This window comes from Streptomyces sp. NPDC007896, assembly GCF_042959425.1.
Taxonomy (GTDB): Bacteria; Actinomycetota; Actinomycetes; order Streptomycetales; family Streptomycetaceae; genus Streptomyces.
The window spans coordinates 21,138-36,832 of the sequence record NZ_JBIBKX010000018.1 but is presented as its reverse complement, the minus strand read 5'-3'; the positions used below and the strand labels follow the sequence as shown (position 1 = coordinate 36,832).

The 15,695-nt window shown below is 71.4% G+C and carries 14 protein-coding genes; 3 read left to right on the top strand and 11 right to left on the bottom strand.

Features of this window, described 5'->3' with window-relative positions:
* The first annotated feature begins 119 nt into the window (after positions 1-119).
* The 3 genes from ACFZDJ_RS42435 (at position 120) to ACFZDJ_RS42425 (ending at position 4,100) form a co-directional block, all read left to right on the top strand.
* The gene (locus ACFZDJ_RS42435) at positions 120-1,184 is read left to right on the top strand and encodes a TauD/TfdA family dioxygenase (RefSeq protein ID WP_391067369.1); all 1,065 of its coding nucleotides are present in this window, start codon (positions 120-122) and stop codon (positions 1,182-1,184) included.
* Positions 1,181-2,674, top strand: coding sequence for a long-chain-fatty-acid--CoA ligase (locus tag ACFZDJ_RS42430; protein WP_391067366.1), 1,494 nt, complete (start codon positions 1,181-1,183; stop codon positions 2,672-2,674). The genes ACFZDJ_RS42435 and ACFZDJ_RS42430 overlap by 4 nt, the downstream gene beginning before the upstream one ends.
* A gap of 742 nt (positions 2,675-3,416) precedes the next feature.
* Entirely contained in the window at positions 3,417-4,100 is a 684-nt protein-coding gene (locus tag ACFZDJ_RS42425) for a phosphatase PAP2 family protein (protein WP_391067363.1), read from the top strand.
* Positions 4,101-4,107: 7 nt separating this feature from the next.
* On the opposite strand, the gene ACFZDJ_RS42420 is transcribed toward ACFZDJ_RS42425, so the two are convergent.
* From ACFZDJ_RS42420 to ACFZDJ_RS42370, 11 genes are read right to left on the bottom strand one after another with little or no spacing between them, the layout of a single operon-like run.
* Complete coding sequence (locus ACFZDJ_RS42420) at positions 4,108-5,442, bottom strand: glutamate-1-semialdehyde 2,1-aminomutase (RefSeq protein WP_391067360.1); 1,335 nt, start codon at positions 5,440-5,442, stop codon at positions 4,108-4,110.
* A gap of 7 nt (positions 5,443-5,449) precedes the next feature.
* A complete protein-coding gene (locus ACFZDJ_RS42415) occupies positions 5,450-6,001 on the bottom strand; it encodes a dTDP-4-dehydrorhamnose 3,5-epimerase family protein (protein ID WP_390936278.1) in 552 nt (183 codons plus the stop codon).
* Complete coding sequence (locus ACFZDJ_RS42410; RefSeq protein WP_391067357.1) at positions 5,998-7,230, bottom strand: polysaccharide pyruvyl transferase family protein; 1,233 nt, start codon at positions 7,228-7,230, stop codon at positions 5,998-6,000. Before ACFZDJ_RS42410 ends, ACFZDJ_RS42415 begins: the two co-directional genes overlap by 4 nt.
* Positions 7,227-8,174 carry a glycosyltransferase gene (locus tag ACFZDJ_RS42405; RefSeq protein ID WP_391067354.1) on the bottom strand — a complete coding sequence of 316 codons (948 nt, stop codon included), beginning with the start codon at positions 8,172-8,174 and terminating at the stop codon, positions 7,227-7,229. Before ACFZDJ_RS42405 ends, ACFZDJ_RS42410 begins: the two co-directional genes overlap by 4 nt.
* The gene (locus ACFZDJ_RS42400) at positions 8,171-9,490 is read right to left on the bottom strand and encodes a hypothetical protein (RefSeq protein WP_391067352.1); all 1,320 of its coding nucleotides are present in this window, start codon (positions 9,488-9,490) and stop codon (positions 8,171-8,173) included. Before ACFZDJ_RS42400 ends, ACFZDJ_RS42405 begins: the two co-directional genes overlap by 4 nt.
* A complete protein-coding gene (locus ACFZDJ_RS42395; RefSeq protein ID WP_391067349.1) occupies positions 9,487-10,770 on the bottom strand; it encodes a DUF4910 domain-containing protein in 1,284 nt (427 codons plus the stop codon). The genes ACFZDJ_RS42400 and ACFZDJ_RS42395 overlap by 4 nt, the downstream gene beginning before the upstream one ends.
* Positions 10,758-11,783: an NAD-dependent epimerase/dehydratase family protein gene (locus ACFZDJ_RS42390; RefSeq protein ID WP_390936266.1), complete on the bottom strand. Its 1,026-nt coding sequence runs from the start codon at positions 11,781-11,783 to the stop codon at positions 10,758-10,760. Before ACFZDJ_RS42390 ends, ACFZDJ_RS42395 begins: the two co-directional genes overlap by 13 nt.
* Before the next feature lie 3 nt (positions 11,784-11,786).
* The gene (locus ACFZDJ_RS42385) at positions 11,787-12,434 is read right to left on the bottom strand and encodes a PIG-L family deacetylase (RefSeq protein ID WP_391067346.1); all 648 of its coding nucleotides are present in this window, start codon (positions 12,432-12,434) and stop codon (positions 11,787-11,789) included.
* The gene (locus ACFZDJ_RS42380; protein ID WP_390936262.1) at positions 12,431-13,225 is read right to left on the bottom strand and encodes a glucose-1-phosphate cytidylyltransferase; all 795 of its coding nucleotides are present in this window, start codon (positions 13,223-13,225) and stop codon (positions 12,431-12,433) included. Before ACFZDJ_RS42380 ends, ACFZDJ_RS42385 begins: the two co-directional genes overlap by 4 nt.
* Positions 13,222-14,457 (bottom strand): methyltransferase domain-containing protein, encoded by a 1,236-nt coding sequence (locus ACFZDJ_RS42375; protein ID WP_391067343.1) that lies wholly within the window; start codon positions 14,455-14,457, stop codon positions 13,222-13,224. Before ACFZDJ_RS42375 ends, ACFZDJ_RS42380 begins: the two co-directional genes overlap by 4 nt.
* On the bottom strand, positions 14,454-15,695 hold the full coding sequence (locus ACFZDJ_RS42370) for a glycosyltransferase (protein WP_391067340.1): 1,242 nt from the start codon (positions 15,693-15,695) through the stop codon (positions 14,454-14,456). The genes ACFZDJ_RS42375 and ACFZDJ_RS42370 overlap by 4 nt, the downstream gene beginning before the upstream one ends.

The following is a 15,695-nucleotide window of genomic DNA, read 5'->3' as shown; positions in this document are numbered from 1 at the left end:
TCACGCCAGGACAAGCATGGGCGTGGGTGGGCAACCTAGCATGGCGCCCGTTCACCGGCCCGGTCCGTTCGTGGCGACCGCCCCGGGTCGGTGAACCCGTGACGGTTACGGAGGCGCACATGACCAGTACGACGGACGAAGGTGAGGCGCTGCACGCGCCCTGCTCGGGCCCCTGGGTGTGGCAGGGCGGCGATCTGACGAACTGCGAGGAGTGGATTCTGCGGTTCTCGTCGCACCAGCTCGCCGAGATCGACTCCGCCTTGCGCGAGGCGCGCAGGCGCGACCTCACGCTGCTGAAGCTGAGAGCTGCCGACTTCCCGCTCCCCACGCTCGCCGGCGAGTTGGAACGCATCGGCGACGTACTCGAGCACGGCCGGGGGTTCGCGCTCGTCAAGGGCATCCCGGTCGAGCAGCTGGGCGAAGTGGCCGCCGGCGCGGTGTTCTGGGGCCTCGGTCAGTACCTGGGGCGTCCCGTCCCGCAGAACGCGGACGGGCACATGCTCGGCCACGTCCGGGACACCGGCCGCAACCTGGCCGATCCGGCAACACGCGGCTACGAGACCCGGGCGGCGCTGCCGTTCCACACCGACGAGGCCGATCTGCTCGCGCTACTGCCCCTGCGGACGCCCCGCACCGGGGGGCTCACCTCCCTGGTCAGCTCGGCGGCGGTCCACAACGCGGTGCTGGACCTACGCCCCGATCTGGCCGAGCGCCTGTACCGCACGTACTTCTTCGACCATCGGCAGGAGCATCCTCCCGAGGAGCCGCCATACGTGGCCGCCCCGCTCGCCACCCGGCAGGGAGGGGCACTGAGCATGCGCTACAACCGGTGCTCCCTGGAATCCGCCCAGCGCTTCCCTCAGGTGCCCCGCCTGGAACCGGCGGACGTGGAGCTGTTCGACCTCATCGACGAAGTGGCCGGCTCCCCGGAGTTCCGACTCGACATCGACCTCCAGGCCGGCGATCTGCTGCTGCTCAACAGCCACACGGTCATGTATGCGCGATCGGAGTTCGAGGACCACGATCAGCCCGAACTCAAGCGCCATCTCCTGCGACTGTGGCTGGCCTTCCCACACCGCCCCCGTATCGACGGCGCGCGCAACGGGGTCACCCCGCGCGATGTGATCCGACCCCGCAGCGCCGCGTCGCAGGCCGAGACGACCTCAAGGAGATTGCCCTCATGACCAACCTCGCCTCGTTCCTGGTGGACTCCGCCGCGGCCCAGGGCGACCGCATTGCCGTGCGCCACGACGACAGCACGCTCACCTACGCCGAGTTGGACGACGCGAGTGCCAGAGTCGCCGCCCTCCTGCGCGACCGCGGCCTGCGGCCCGGCGACCGCGTCACGCTGACCATGCCCAACGTCCCGCTGTTCCCGGTCCTCTACTACGGCATCCTGCGGGCCGGCGGTGTGGTCGTGCCGATGAATCCGCTCCTCAAAGCCCGCGAGGTGGCCTTCACGCTGCGCGACTGCGGGGCCCAGATCGCGCTGGTGTTCCCCTTGTTCGCGGACGAGGTGGCGAAGGCCGCCGCCGAGACCGGAACCGAATGCCTGATGACCGAGCCCTTGGCCTTCGACCGTTTGCTGCGGGCCCGCGCACCGATGCCCGGCATCGTCGACCGGACCGATGACGACCCGGCCCTGATCCTCTACACCTCGGGCACGACCGGGACGCCGAAGGGGGCCGAACTGTCACACCGGAACCTGGCCACCAACACCGCCACCACGGCCGAGACACTGCTTCAGGTCGGACCTGACGACGTGCTCTTCGGCGGCCTGCCCCTCTTCCACGCCTTCGGCCAGACCTGCGCGCTCAACACGGCCGTCGCGGCCGGCGCCACACTGACCCTGCTGCCGCGGTTCGAGCCGCAGCGCGCCTTGGAGATCACGGCCCGTGACGGGGTCACCGTTCTTCTCGGCGTGCCGACGATGTACGCGGCGCTGCTCCACGCCGAGCTCCCCGAAGGCTTCGACGCCGGCCGGCTGCGCCTGGCCGTCTCGGGCGGCGCCGCGCTTCCGGTCGAGGTGCTGCACGGCTTCGAGCGGCGCTTCGGCGCCACCGTACTGGAGGGATACGGACTCTCCGAGACATCGCCGGTCGCAGCGTTCAACCACCCTGACCGCCCGCGCAAGGCGGGCTCGATCGGGCTGCCTGTCCGCGGGGTCGAGATGAGGCTTGTCGCCGAGGGCGGCGCCGCGGTGCCCCCTGGCGAGGTCGGCGAGATCGCGATCCGCGGCGAGAACGTGATGACCGGTTACTGGAACCGCCCGGAGGCCACGGCGGGAGCGATCCGCGACGGATGGTTCCACAGCGGTGATCTGGCGCGTGTCGACGAGGACGGCTTCTACTTCATCGTCGACCGCAAGAAGGATCTGATCATCCGCGGCGGCTACAACGTCTACCCGCGCGAGGTCGAGGAGGTGCTGTACGAGCACCCGGCCGTCGCCGAGGCCGCCGTCGTCGGCGTGCCGCACTCGGTCCACGGCGAGGAGATCGCAGCGGTGATCACGCTCCGGCCCGGTGCCCATGCCACGGCCGAGGAGATCCGTGACCACGTCAAGGACCGGGTGGCCGCGTACAAGTATCCCCGGATCGTCACCTTCACAGCCGACCTCCCCAAGGGACCCACCGGCAAGATCCTCAAGCGCGAGATCGTGGTCACCGGCCGGTGAACCACGCGCTGACGGACCGCCGTAGCTCTCCTGGTCTGCTCCAGCGACAGGGATTCGAAGGGGCCGACGTGCGTCGGTCGTGACGTTCATTTGACGCTCCGGGCGTCCCGCGGCCTGTCTATCGGGCCGGGAAAACCTGTCTGACCTGCGGGCTTTCCCGGTCGCGGGGCGAGCGACGTGTTTCCGATGACGCATCATGTGGAGCGTCGCCATTCTTGAGCCGGTCCGACAGGCCGTCTGACCTGCGGCTTCTCGGGAATGGGCATAGGTTCGACCTGTTTCCGGTGGATGCGACAGGTGGATGCGGAGAACCATCCAGAAGCAAAATTCGCGCAGTGTTGACACGCGGACCTTCCGACGGCGGTTTGCCGCGACCGCGTTGTTGGTTAGGGTGCCAAGTGGACGACGGGGGCTCGTTGGTGGGGAGTTGGCACCGGGAGAAGCCGAAGGCCACGTCGACCGGCGGCAGCGGGTAGTTCTCGGGGGCGCGGCATCGCGGTAGCGGCGGGTGACATGGCGTCGGCCCCGACGGGAGGGGGAAGGTGCATCGCATCTGCCGGATGGTCTGCGACGGTGTGCGGGCTTCCACGGGAGCCGAGGTACTGACCGGACACATGGGCCGTGGCGTGCCCGGACTTACGGTCACCGGAGTCGTCCGGAAACAACGCCCCGCCGTCGTGGGGCGCGGTCGCCGGCGCGGGCATCAGCGGAGCACCGCAGGTCGACCGGACGCGGTGGGCGTGTGACCGGCCGGTCGGCGCCCGCGGTGCTTCCCCCATCGCTGCGCGTGTGGCTCGGGCCGATCGCGGCCCTCGCCGCTCTGGTGGTCGTCGTGCTCGGGGTCCTGTACGCCGGCCACAGCGAGCCCGGCATGGTGGACGCGCGGATCTGGGCGCCGACGGCGGACAGTGCGCGGCCGCCGTGGCGGTACGTCGCTCTGGCCATGGACTTCTTGGGGGAGCCCGCAGGATCGGTGATGCTGGTCGTGGCCGCCGTGACGGGCTGCCTGCTGCTTCGGCGTCCTCGCGCGGCGGTGCTCGTCGTTGCCGGCGTCGGCATGACCGTGGCGACGACGACGCTGCTCAAGTCCTTGGTGGGGCGCACCATCCACGGCGACAACCTGTCCTATCCGAGCGGGCACACCGCCTTCGCCACCGCGCTCGCCCTCATGGCGGCGCTGCTCGCGACCGGTCGGCTCGGCCTCGGCAGGACGGCCGGCACGTCACTCGTGCTCGCCACGGCGCTGGTTGCCGGCGCCGTCATGGGCTGGGCGCAGGTCGTCCTGGGCGCGCACTACCCGACCGACGTCCTCGGCGGCTGGTGCACCGCGCTGGCGGTGATACCGGCGACCGCGTGGCTGGTCGACCGGATGGCCGACCGGCTGGTCGATCGGATGGCCGACGCCGGTCGGCGGGAGCGTCGCTGACGCCACGTCACACCAAGCGGCGGAATACGGGCTTCACCGGTCGTCCGGCCAGCCAGGGGGTGGGGTCAGCGGCGTCCAGTGCCTTCCGGTACACCGCACACGCCTGGGCCACCACGTCGACGGTGTGATCGATGTCGGCGTCGCTGAGCGCGCTGCTCACCACGAACGATGGAGCCAGCACCCCGCCCGCGAGGAGTCGGCGCAGGAACAGGGTGCGGTACTGCTGTGACGGCTGCAGGTTCTCGTCGAGGGTGGCGAAGACCAGGTTGCTGGCCCGGCCCCGGACGGCGATGTGGTCGCCGACGCCCATGCCGGCCGCGGCGTCGCGGAGACCGGCGGCCAACCGCTCGCCGAGGGCGTGCAGCCGCGCGGTGACGCCCTCTTCGACGTAGATGGTCTGCACGGCCATCGCGGCTGCCAGGGAGTGCGTTTCCGCACCGTGCGTGGTGGACAGCAGGAACACCCGGTCTCCGGAGTGACGCAGCCCGCCCCGCTCCATCAGATCGCGGCGCCCGGCGAGCGCGGAGACGGCGAATCCGTTGCCCAGCGCCTTGCCGAACGTGGAGAGGTCGGGGACGACGCCGTACAGGCCCTGGGCGCCCGCCTCGGACCAGCGGAAGCCGGTGATCATCTCGTCGAAGATCAGTACGCAGCCGTGCCGGTCGGCCAGCTCGCGCAGGCCGGCGAGGTACCCGGGCGGCGGCTCGGTGTGGGTGGCGGGTTCGAGGATCAGGCAGGCGACCTCGTCCTGGTACCGGGTGAGCAGCTCCTCCGTTGCGGCCAGGTCCCCGTAAGGGAACGCCACGGTGAGCTCGTTGGTCGCCGCCGGAATGCCGGCGGACATCGGCGTGGTGCCGATGAACCAGTCGTCGACGGAGAAGAACGGATGGTCGGCGCAGAGGGCCACCCGAGGGCGCCCGGTGGCGGCGCGGGCGAGGCGCACCGCGGCGGTGGTGGCGTCGGAGCCGTTCTTCGCGAACTTCACCATCTCGGCGGTCGGCACCGTGGCCAGGAAGCGTTCCGCGGCTTCGACCTCCACGATGGACGGCCGGACGAAGTTGCTGCCGCGGTCGAGTTCCCGTCGCACCGCCTCGATCACGCGTGGGTGGGCGTGGCCGAGGCTGACCGACCGCAGGCCGGAGCCGTACTCGATGTAGCGGTTGCCGTCGATGTCCCACACGTGGGCACCGCGGCCGTGGCTGATGACCGGGGCCAGGTTCTCGGGGTACTGGTCGTCGCCCTTGGCGTAGGTGTGGGCACCCCCGGGGATCATGGCGTGCAGCCGCTCGTTCGCCATCCGCGAGCGGGGCAGGAGGAGTTCTTGGGTGTCTTCGGTGGGCACGCCGACCTCAACTTTCCTTGTGCTGCAGGACCTTGGCGAGACTCGGCGCCTCCCGGTCCCGCCTGGACATCGATGCGACCGGCAGCGGCCAGGGGATGGCGAGCTCGGGGTCGTCGAAGGCGATCGTCACGTCCTCGGCCGGATCGTGCGGGCGGTCGATCCGGTACGAGGTGTCGGCGGTCTCGGTCAGCGCCTGGAAGCCGTGCGCGCACCCCGCCGGGATGTACAAGGTCACCTGCGTCTCGCCGGAGAGCTCGAAGAAGGCCCGGTTGCGGTACGTCGGCGAGTCCGGCCGCAGGTCCACGACGACGTCGAAGATCGACCCGTACGAGCACCGCACCAGCTTGGCCTCGCCTGCGCCGGAGCGCAGGTGCAGGCCGCGCAGCACGCCCCGGACCGAGCGGGAGAGGCTGTCCTGGACGAAGGCGTCCGGGTCGAGGCCCACCGAGCGGACCACGTCGGCGTCGAAGGTGCGGCAGAAGAAGCCGCGTTCGTCGGCGTACGGTGTCGGCTCGAAGAGGTACGCGCCGGTGATCTCCGGGACTTCGATCGCCTTCATGAAGCCTTCCGCAAGGTGTGGGCGTGGTCGGTCGCAGGGAACAGGGCCGCGGTCAAGGAGTTGAACTGGTGCTCGAGTCGCCGGGCGGCGGCCAGGTTCCGCTCGGCGAGGGTCTGCCGCAGCTCGGCCGAACGCTTCTCCAGCGCACGGAACTGCTGGAGCAGCCGGTCGGCGTCGACCTCGCGCGCCGGGTGGCAGTACGCGCCGAGGCCCATCTCCGCCATGAGCGCGTCGCTCTTCGCCGCGTAGCTAAGAGCGAGCACCGGCGTACCGGTCTTCAGCGCGCAGATCAGGTTGTGGTACCGGACCGCCACCACGGTGTCGGCAGCCGCCATCTCCTTCATCAGGTCGGCCAGTGAGGACGGTTCGGCAGCGGTGACCAGCGGCGAGTCCACCGCGTCGAGGATCGCGGCGACCACCGACGCGTCGCACTCGTCACCGGTGAGCAGCCGGACAGCCCTGCCCTCCTCGACCAGCGCGCCGACGAACCGGACCGTCCCGTCGAGGTAGCGCCGGTATATCTCATCGGCGCGGGCGCGGTCGTCGTTGCCGCCGTGGAAGTCCATGACGCCGACGCAGACCGGGCCGGGCGAGCCGGACGGGGCGCTCGCCCGCGGCGTCGGCAGGGCGAACGCGAGGTCCGGGTAGACCTCGTCGCGCGCGGTGTCCACGCCCATCGCCCGCATCGCGTCGCGGGACTGCGCGTCCCGGTACGACCGGTATGCGGCCAGCCGCGCCGACCAGCGCACCAGGGCCCGGGTCGGCCGGTTGCGAATCTCGGCGGCGCCGACGCTGACGAGCGCGACCCGGGTGCCCAGCAGCCGGCCGCTCGCGCAGAGCAGGAACAACGAGTACGGGAAGCCCCACGGCCGCAGCGGCAGGGTCGCCTCCAGGACGCCCATGCCCGGCACGATCACCACGTCGTGCCGGCGCACCCAGGCGGCGGTGCGGAAGACGTCGACGAGTTTGCCGAGTCCCTTCGCGGCGATCGCGCCCGCACGTGACGCGGTCCGGTATTCCGCGCGGTTCCAGTGCAGCCGCGTGGCGGGGATCCCGAACCGGATCGTCACGGCCTCGGGCCCGCCGCACAGCGCGTCCACGACCGCCTCCGGGTGCTCGGCGCGGAGGTACCCGAGCACGGCTTCGAGCGATCCGTCGTTGCCGAGGTTGCCGGAGCCGAGCAGGCCGAACACCCCGACGCGCACCGGGGTTTTGTCCGCGGCCGTCATACCTGCCTCCCCTCACGGCCGGCGACGAGGGCGTCGACGGAGACCGTGAGCAGGGCCGGGTCGACCGGGGCACGGTCCTCGACCCGCTCGCCGGCACCCGGCCGGACCCGGCTGGTCATCCACGATGCCAGGTGGCCGTAGCACGCGCGCCGGTCGGCCGGGGACAGCGGCGCCCGCCGGATCGCCGAGGCGAAGCCCCAGACGTACTCGGCCAGCAGCCGGGGCGTCGGGTGCAGCAGGCCTGCCCGGCGCGGGTCCAGGTTGACGCACCGGGAGCGCTTGGACGGGTTCGCCCGCTCGGCGCGGGTGGGGTGGTCGCGGCGGAAGTACAGCAGCTCCGGCACCTGGTGGAAGCGCCCGTGCAGGGTGATCTCGGCGACGAAGGTGCGGTCCGCGTGGTGGTAGCTGTCCATCGGTTTCACCCGGCGCAGCATGTCGGCCCGCATCACCCCGTAGAAGTCGTCGCCGCCCGGCTCGAACAGCAGACTGCGGAAGCGCTCCGGCGCGTGCGGCGAGCCGGTGGCGAGCGTGTACTCGTAGGGGACCGTCACCTGGCCGTCGCCGTCGATGACCGCCTGGTCGGTGTGCGCGAGGATGACGTCCGGCCGCTCGTCCAGCGCTTCCACGCAGCGCCGCAGCAGGTCGCGGCCGTAGAGGTCGTCGTGCGAGGCCCACTTGAACAGCTCGCCGCGGGACTCGGCGAACACATGGTTGTGGTTCGGCGTGGCGCCGATGTTCCGGGGCAGCCGGTGGTACCGGATGCGGGAGTCCTGCGCGGCGTACTTGCGGCAGATGTCCTCGGTCCCGTCGGTCGAGGCGTTGTCGGAGACGACCAGTTCGAAGTCCTCGTAGGTCTGGCCGAGCAGGGCGTCGAACGACTCGGCCAGGTACTCCTCGCCGTTGTACACGGGCAGGCCGATGCTCAGCCTGGGTCGGTCGGTCATGCGGTCCTCACTTCGGGAAGGGGATTGCGGTGGCGCTCGCGCAGGGCGGACCGCAGTTGCAGCCACCACACGGCCGAGCCGCTGATGGTCGCGGCGGCGACTCCCCAGGCCGAGCCTGCCGTGCCGGCGGCGGCCGCCCCGCCGAGCCCGCCGCCGACGTAGCAGGCGGAGGCGAACAGCTGGCAGCGCAGGCTGCGCCGGGCCGCGCCGAGCGCGCGCAGTCCGGCCGCCGCGCCGGTGCCGAGGCCCGCTCCCGCGACGCTGAGGGTGATCTGCACGATGAGCTGCGAGGAGGAGTGCCAGACGCCGCCGAGCACCATCTCGCCGAGCGGGCCCGGCATCAGCAGCAGCGCCGAGCCCCAGAGCAGCGCTCCGGCGGCCTGCCCCCCGCCGAGGAGGAGGCAGAACCTGCCCAGTTGATGCGGGGCCTGCCGCAGCACCCGGGCCGCCTCCGGGACGGTGACCAGCGAAAGACCCATCAGCACGGAGAGGAACGGGCCCATCAGGAGCTCGGCGCCCCGCACCGCACCCACCGCGCTCACCCCGACGATCGCGCCGAGCCCGTACGCCCGCAGCTGGCTCGCGCCACTGAGGCTGACGTTCTCCACCAGGTACCGGTAGCCGAGATCACGCTGCTCGCGAAGCCACCCGCGTGCCTCGGTCATCAGGGGCCGGATGCCGGACTGGATGTAGCCGTACCCCGCCGCCACCGTGGCGGACGCGCCCCAGGCGAGCACGAAAGCGGCCACGCTGCCCACACGGGCTGCCACCACCATGGCCGGGACGAGTGCGGCACCCCACACGACGTCGTTGACGAACGCCTTCCGCCCGGTGCCGGCGGCGAAGAACGAGAACCGCCAGGCGTCCTGGAGCAGCAGCCCCGGCATCATGACACCCAGGGCGGCGAACGCGGGCCCCACGCGGCCGCCGAGGCCGAGCCCGGCCATCAGACACACCGCGCCGAGGGCGGTACCGACAACGAGTGCGGTACCCGTCGACCGGCCCACCGCCCCGCGCCAGGACGCGCCCGGCACGCCGCTGAAGCGCACCACGAGCGGATCGGTGGCCAGCCCGCGGGAGACGTTGAGCACCACGCCGTACGTCACCCAGGCGAGGCTGAACACGCCGAACGCGGTCACCCCCAGCGAGCGGGCCACGTAGATGCCCACCGCGAAGTTGCTCACGCTGGAGGCCGCCTGGTCGGCCAGTCCCCAGGACAGCCGGCCGACCATGGCCCGCTTGGCGGTTTGCCGGGCGGGTCCTGCCGGGGCCGCCGATGCCGTCGCCTTCTCCCCCTCGGTGGTCATCGGCGTCATGCCTTGATCAGTTCGGCGCCGCACAGGGCGTCGGCCGCGGCGGCGACGGTGTCGAACGGCAGCCCGGACCGCTCGGCGACGTCCAGCAGACTGTGCTCGCCGTCGGAGAGGCTGAGCACCCAGAGCATGGCCATCTGGGCCTGCTTGGTGTCGCTGCGTCCGCCGAGCGCGTCGTACAACCCGCGTCGGCCCAGCTGGGGTTCGCCGTAGGGGCTGAGGTTGAGGTACCGCCGGTTGCGGTCGAGGACGGTGAACGCCTCGCGGCAGAGGGCGAGTGTGTCCGCCATCGCCTCCGGGGAGACGAAGCCCGGGTTGTCCGCCGAGGTGTGGTACTCGGGGTAGCCGGCGTACGGGGTCCGGCTGAGCGAGCCCACGCCGAGATTGAACCCGGGTGAGCAGTACTGCCGCTCGTCGTAGCCGTACGGAGTGAACTCGGTGACGTGGTGCGGGCGTTCGGAGGCGTCCAGCACATGCCGCATCACCCGGTCGATCTCCGCGTCGCCGCGCCTGCTCTGTTTGTACGTCAGCCGGCCCGGGTCGCCGGCGCAGGCCAGCACAAGGCCGTGCTTGACCCGTTCCACCCGCTCCGCGTTGCGGGCCAGCCAGGTGATCGCCCCGATGGTGCCGGGTGCGTAGATGAACCGGTAGGTGTAATACGGCGTTTCCTGCGCCAGCGCCCGGGCCAGGAATGTGGCCACCGCGATGCCGGCCAGATTGTCGTTGGCCAGTGACGGGTGGCAGACGTGGCAGGAGACGATCACCTCGTCGGCGACCTGCCCGGGGACCACGTGCTCGGCGTAGGTGAGGTGGCCGTCGGCGAGCGTGGAGTCGATGCGCACCTCGTACTCGCCCTCGGGCAGCGCGTCCAGGGTCTCCTGCGCCAGGCAGAACCCCCATTCCGGCTTGTAGTAGCTGGTGCGGTACGGCACCCAGGACGGGTGGTCCGGCAGGGTGTGCAGATGTCCGCGCAGCTCGGCCAGCGGCATGGTCGCCGACACCGGCACGCTGTAGCCGAGCACGTGCAGGCTGGACGCGGCGAAGTCGACGACGCGGTTGCCGGCGGTGTCGGCGATGTACGCGTCCCGGATGTTCCACTCCTGCGGCACCGTCCAGTCGAGCACCTGAGTCCCGGTCGGCACCTCGTGCACCCGCAGCGGGACGTACTCGCCGACGATCTCCAGGGTGGCGCGCACACCGTCACCGGTGATGCTCCGGCAGAGCGGGTACAGCCGCTCCACCAGCGCGTGCATCTCTTCGCCCGCGTCGGTCATCGGCGCCACCGCAGGGTGTCGTCGACGGTGCCGGCGTCGGAGGCCGCGCGCAGCACGGCAAGGCGGGTGAAACGCTGCTCGAAGTCCTCTCGGGTCAGGTCGAACTTCCGGTATGCGTCGGCGAGTTCGAGTGCGCCCTGCTTCACCGTCCACTCGCAGTCGAAGCCGGGTATCGCGGCGCGGAACCGGGAGAAGTCCACCCGGTACGACCGCGGATCGGCACCGTTCTCCCCGGTGATCACCACCTTCGCGCCGGACACCGCCTCGGCGACCTGCTCGGCGATCTCGGCGACCGTGACGTTGTTGATCTCGCTGCCGATGTTGAACGCCCGGTCGTGCACCGATTCCCGCGGCGCGGTCAGCGCGGCCGCGAAGGCCCGTGCGATGTCGGCGGCGTGCACCAGCGGGCGCCAGGGGGTGCCGTCGGAGAGCACCAGCACCTCGCCGGACAGGAGCGCGTGGCCCACCAGGTTGTTCAGCACGATGTCGGCGCGCAGCCGGGGCGAGTAACCGAAGGCGGTGGCGTTGCGCATGAACACCGGGGTGAAGTCGCCGTCGGCCAGCGCGTGCAGGTCGTCCTCCACCCGCACCTTCGACTCCGCGTACGGCGTCACCGGGCGCAGCGGGGCGTCCTCCGCGACCAGGTCGTCGCCGCCGGAGGCGCCGTAGACCGAGCAGGTCGACGCGTACAGGAAGCGCCGCACTCCGGCGTCGCGGGCCAGCCGTGCGAGGCGTACGGACGCGTGGTGGTTGATGTCGTAGGTGAGCTCCGGTGCCAGCGATCCCAGCGGGTCGTTGGACAGCGCGGCCAGGTGGATCACGGCGTCCACCCCGGCCACGTGGTCGGCCGTGACGTCGCGGAGGTCCACCCGATGCCCCGGCGGGTCCGCGGGCGCGGGGCCGAGGACGCAGTCGGCGAACAGGCCGGCGTCGAGGCCGACGACCTCGTGTCCGGCGGCCGCGAGGACCGGGGCCATCACAGTGCCCAGATAGCCCTGGTGTCCGGTCAGTAGTACGCGCAAGGTTCAGTCCCCCAGATTGAGCGTGAGTTTGGTGACGGCGAACGCCTCGGCGTAGCGCGCGTGGCATTCGATGCCGCGGATCCGGGCGAGGCCGAGGAATGCCTCCCGGTCGTACCAGGGCCGGTGCCGCTGCGAGGGGTAGTGCTCCTGCAGCAGTTGCACCTTTCGTTCGGCGATCTCGGGTGACAGCGGCTGGTACGCCGCTGGTCGGCCGAGGTCGCCGTCCCACTTGACGATCTCGTAGCCGAGCACGAGGTGGTCACGGAACGCGGTGGGCAGCAGTTGTGCCAGGCCGCGGTGGTCCTGGTGCGCGTCATCGGTGCGCGGGGCGAGGAGCAGATCCGGCTCGGTTCGCTCGCGCAGTTCCTCGACCGCGGCCTTGGCCTCCTCCCAGTACGCGGGCATCCGGCCGTCCGGCAGCTTGAGCACGGTCAGCCGCAGGTCGGCGCCCGGGCAGAAGGCGGCGAGCGCGGCCCGCTCCTCCTGCTCCCGCTCGCTGCCGCCGCCGGAGAGCACCAGCGCGTCGACGCGGATGCCCGGCCGCGCCTGGCACAGCGTCAGCAGCGTGCCGCCGGCGCCGATGGCGATGTCGTCGCAGTGCGCGCCGACCGCGACGATCCGGTCCAGGGGTCCGGCCCCGAGCCGGATCACGCTCTTACTCCGGCGCTGTCCGGCTCCCACACGGCCCACGGGCGGTCGCCCCTGGCGTAGGCCTCGTCGAGCGCGGCCCGCTCCTTCACGGTGTCCGTCGGCTTCCAGAAGCCGCGGTGCTGATGCGCCACCAGCCGCCCCCGCTTGGCGAGTTGGGCGCATCCGTCGGCGACCAGGTCCCCGTTCTCCGGTAGGTGGTCGAAGACCTCCTGGCGGAGCACGAAGTAGCCGCCGTTCTCCCACAGCGGCATATCGCTCACCGCGGTGATGCCCCCCACCAGGCCGTCCTCGCCCAACTCCACACAGTGGAACGAGGACTGCGGCGGCACCACCATCATCGACGCCCCGGCGTCGCGCGCGGCGAACCGGTCGATCATCTCCGGCAGCGGGGCGTCGGTGAGCACGTCGGCGTAGTTGGCGAGGAACATCTCGTCGCCGTCCAGGTGGTGCCGCACCCGGCGCAGCCGCTCCCCGATGGGTGACTCGATGCCGGTCTGCGCCAACGTGATCGTCCAGTCCGCGATGTCGGTGGACAGCAGCTCGGTCCGCCCGCCCCGCAGCACGAAGTCGTTGGACGCGGTCTCCTCGTAGTTGAGGAAGAAGTTCTTGATGTGGTGGGCGCCGTAGCCGAGGCACAGGATGAACTCCTTGTGCCCGAAGTGCGCGTAGTAGCGCATGACGTGCCAGATCAGCGGTCTCGGCCCGACCATCGCCATCGGCTTGGGGACGTCGTCGGAGGTTCCGTTGCGCATGCGCATGCCGTAACCGCCGCAGAACAGAACGACCTTCATGACTTGACCTCGACAATGCTCAGTTCCGGGATCGGGAAGACCAGCCGGCCGCCCCAGTCGTGGACGAAGGACAGCTGCTCGACCAGTTCGGCCCGCAGGTTCCACGGGAGGACGAGGACGTAGTCGGGCTTGTCGGCGGCTATCTGTTCGGGCGGCAGGATCGGGATGCGGGTGCCGGGGGTGAACCGGCCGTGCTTGTACGGGTTGCGGTCGACCGTGTAGACGAGCAGGTCGGGGCGGATGCCGCAGTGGTTGAGCAGGGTGTTGCCCTTGCCCGGGGCGCCGTAGCCGACGACCGTCTCGCCGCGCTCGGCCGCGTCGATGAGGAACCGCAGCAGGTCCCGGCGCACCTTTGCCACCCGGGCGGAGAACTCGGCGTACCCGGACAGCTCCTGCAGCCCGGCGGCCTTCTCCCGGGCCAGCACGTCGGTCACCCGCTGCGTCGGCTCGCCGGCCGCCTCGGCAGGCCGGGCCCACAGCCGGATGGAGCCGCCGTGCGTGGGCAGCAACTCGACGTCCACGAGCGTGAGTCCGCCGCTCGCGAGGGCTCGTATCGCGGACGCGACCGTGTAGTACTGGAAGTGTTCGTGGTAGATCGTGTCGTACTGGTTCTCCTCGATCAGGGTGAGCAGGTGCTGCACCTCGATGGAGACCCAGCCGTCGTCGGCGACCAGGGCGCGCAGCCCCTGGGTGAACCCGACCACATCGGGGATGTGCGCGTAGACGTTGTTGGCCACGACCAGGTCCGCCGGGCCGTGCTCGGCGCGGACGGCCGAGCCGGTGTCGGGGCTCAGGAACTGCGTGAGCGTGGGCACACCCGCCTCTCGCGCCGTGGCACCGACGTTCACCGAGGGCTCGATGCCGAGGCAGCGGATCCCGCGGTCCACCACATGCCTCAGCAGGTACCCGTCGTTGCTCGCGACCTCGACCACGAAGGCGTCGGTGCCGAGATCCAGCCGCTGGACGGCGCTGTCGACGAACGTGCGCGCGTGCTCCACCCAGGAGGTCGAGTAGGAGGAGAAGTATGCGTACTCCTTGAACGTCTCCTCCGGCGTGATCAGCGGCGGGATCTGCGCGAGCCAGCAGTCGGTGCAGACCCGCAGATGCAGCGGGTACGCCGGCTCCGGCTGATCCAGTTGGTCCGCGGCGAGAAAGCTCTCACACGGCGGCGTCGCCCCGAGGTCGACGACGCTCGCCATCGCTTCCGAGCCGCAGAGTCGGCATCGTGTCATCTGCTGTCCCCATCCCCCCTGCTCGCGCGGGTGTCCCCAACGTGAGCCTGTGCTGACCGACCCGCGATCGCGGTGCGGTACTCCTCCACCAGGCGCTCCAGGCCGACGGCCGGGCTGAAGCCCTGCTCGTAACGGCGGCGGGCCGCCTGGCCCATCTCCCGGTTGCGGGCCGGCTCGGCCGCGATCCGGCGTATGCAGGACGCGAGCGAGGCGGAGTCGCCCGGCCGGTGCAGCAGCCCGGTGACGCCGTCCTCGACGAGTTCGACGAAGGCGCCGTGGCCGGCGGCGACGGTCGGGACCCCGGCCGCCATCGCCTCCACGACCACCAGGCCGAACGCCTCCAGCCACGTCGAGGGAGCCACCACGGCGACCGAGCGCGCGATGGCCTCTTGGCACTCCGCCGGGTCCAACAGGCCGACGTAGCGCACGTCGTCGCGGCCCGCCGCCCAGGCGGTCACCTCTTTCTCCAGTGGCCCGGTGCCGGCGATCACGAGCGGGACGCCCACGCCACCGCTCGCCGCGACCTCGTCCCACGCGGCCATGAGCAGTCGTACGCCCTTGGCCTCCGCGAGCCGGCCGAGATAGAGCACCTGCTCGCCCCCGCCGTCCCGGCGGATGTCGGGTTCCGGGACGAAGTTGTGCTTCACCGCCAGGCGTCCGGCCGGCATGCCGGAGCGCACCAGGACGTCGCGCTGCGCCGCCGAGATGCAGAGGAAGCGCTCCACGCCGGTCCACCAGCGCCGCCGGTTGACCGACAGGCTGACCGCGAGCGGCACGGTCGCGAGGCGGGAGTTGCGGTAGCAGCCGTGCCGGACGGCGGGCAGCGGCGTCGAGCCGACGCACTCGGTGCACGGTCGGCCGTCCCGCTGGAGTGTGCCGGGCGGGCAGACCTGGGTGTAGTTGTGCAGCGTGGCGACGGCGGGCACCCCGGCGTCGGCGCAGGCGGCGAGGACCGCGGGCGACAGGAGCGGGAACACGTTGTGGACGTGCACCACGTCCGGCCGCTCGGCGCGCAGTGTGGCGGCGAGCTCCGTGCGCACCCCCGGATTCCACGGCACCAGGAGCGGTACCGCGACCTTGCCGAGGAGGGAGCGGCCGCCGATGTCGTCGCTGCGCCGCTCGAACACCTCGACCCGGTGGCCGGCCGCGCGCAGCAGCTCCACCTCCTGGTCGACGACCTTGTTCTCCCCGCTCGGCTGCGCCGAGGCGTAGCGGTTGTGCACCACGAGAACGTGCAT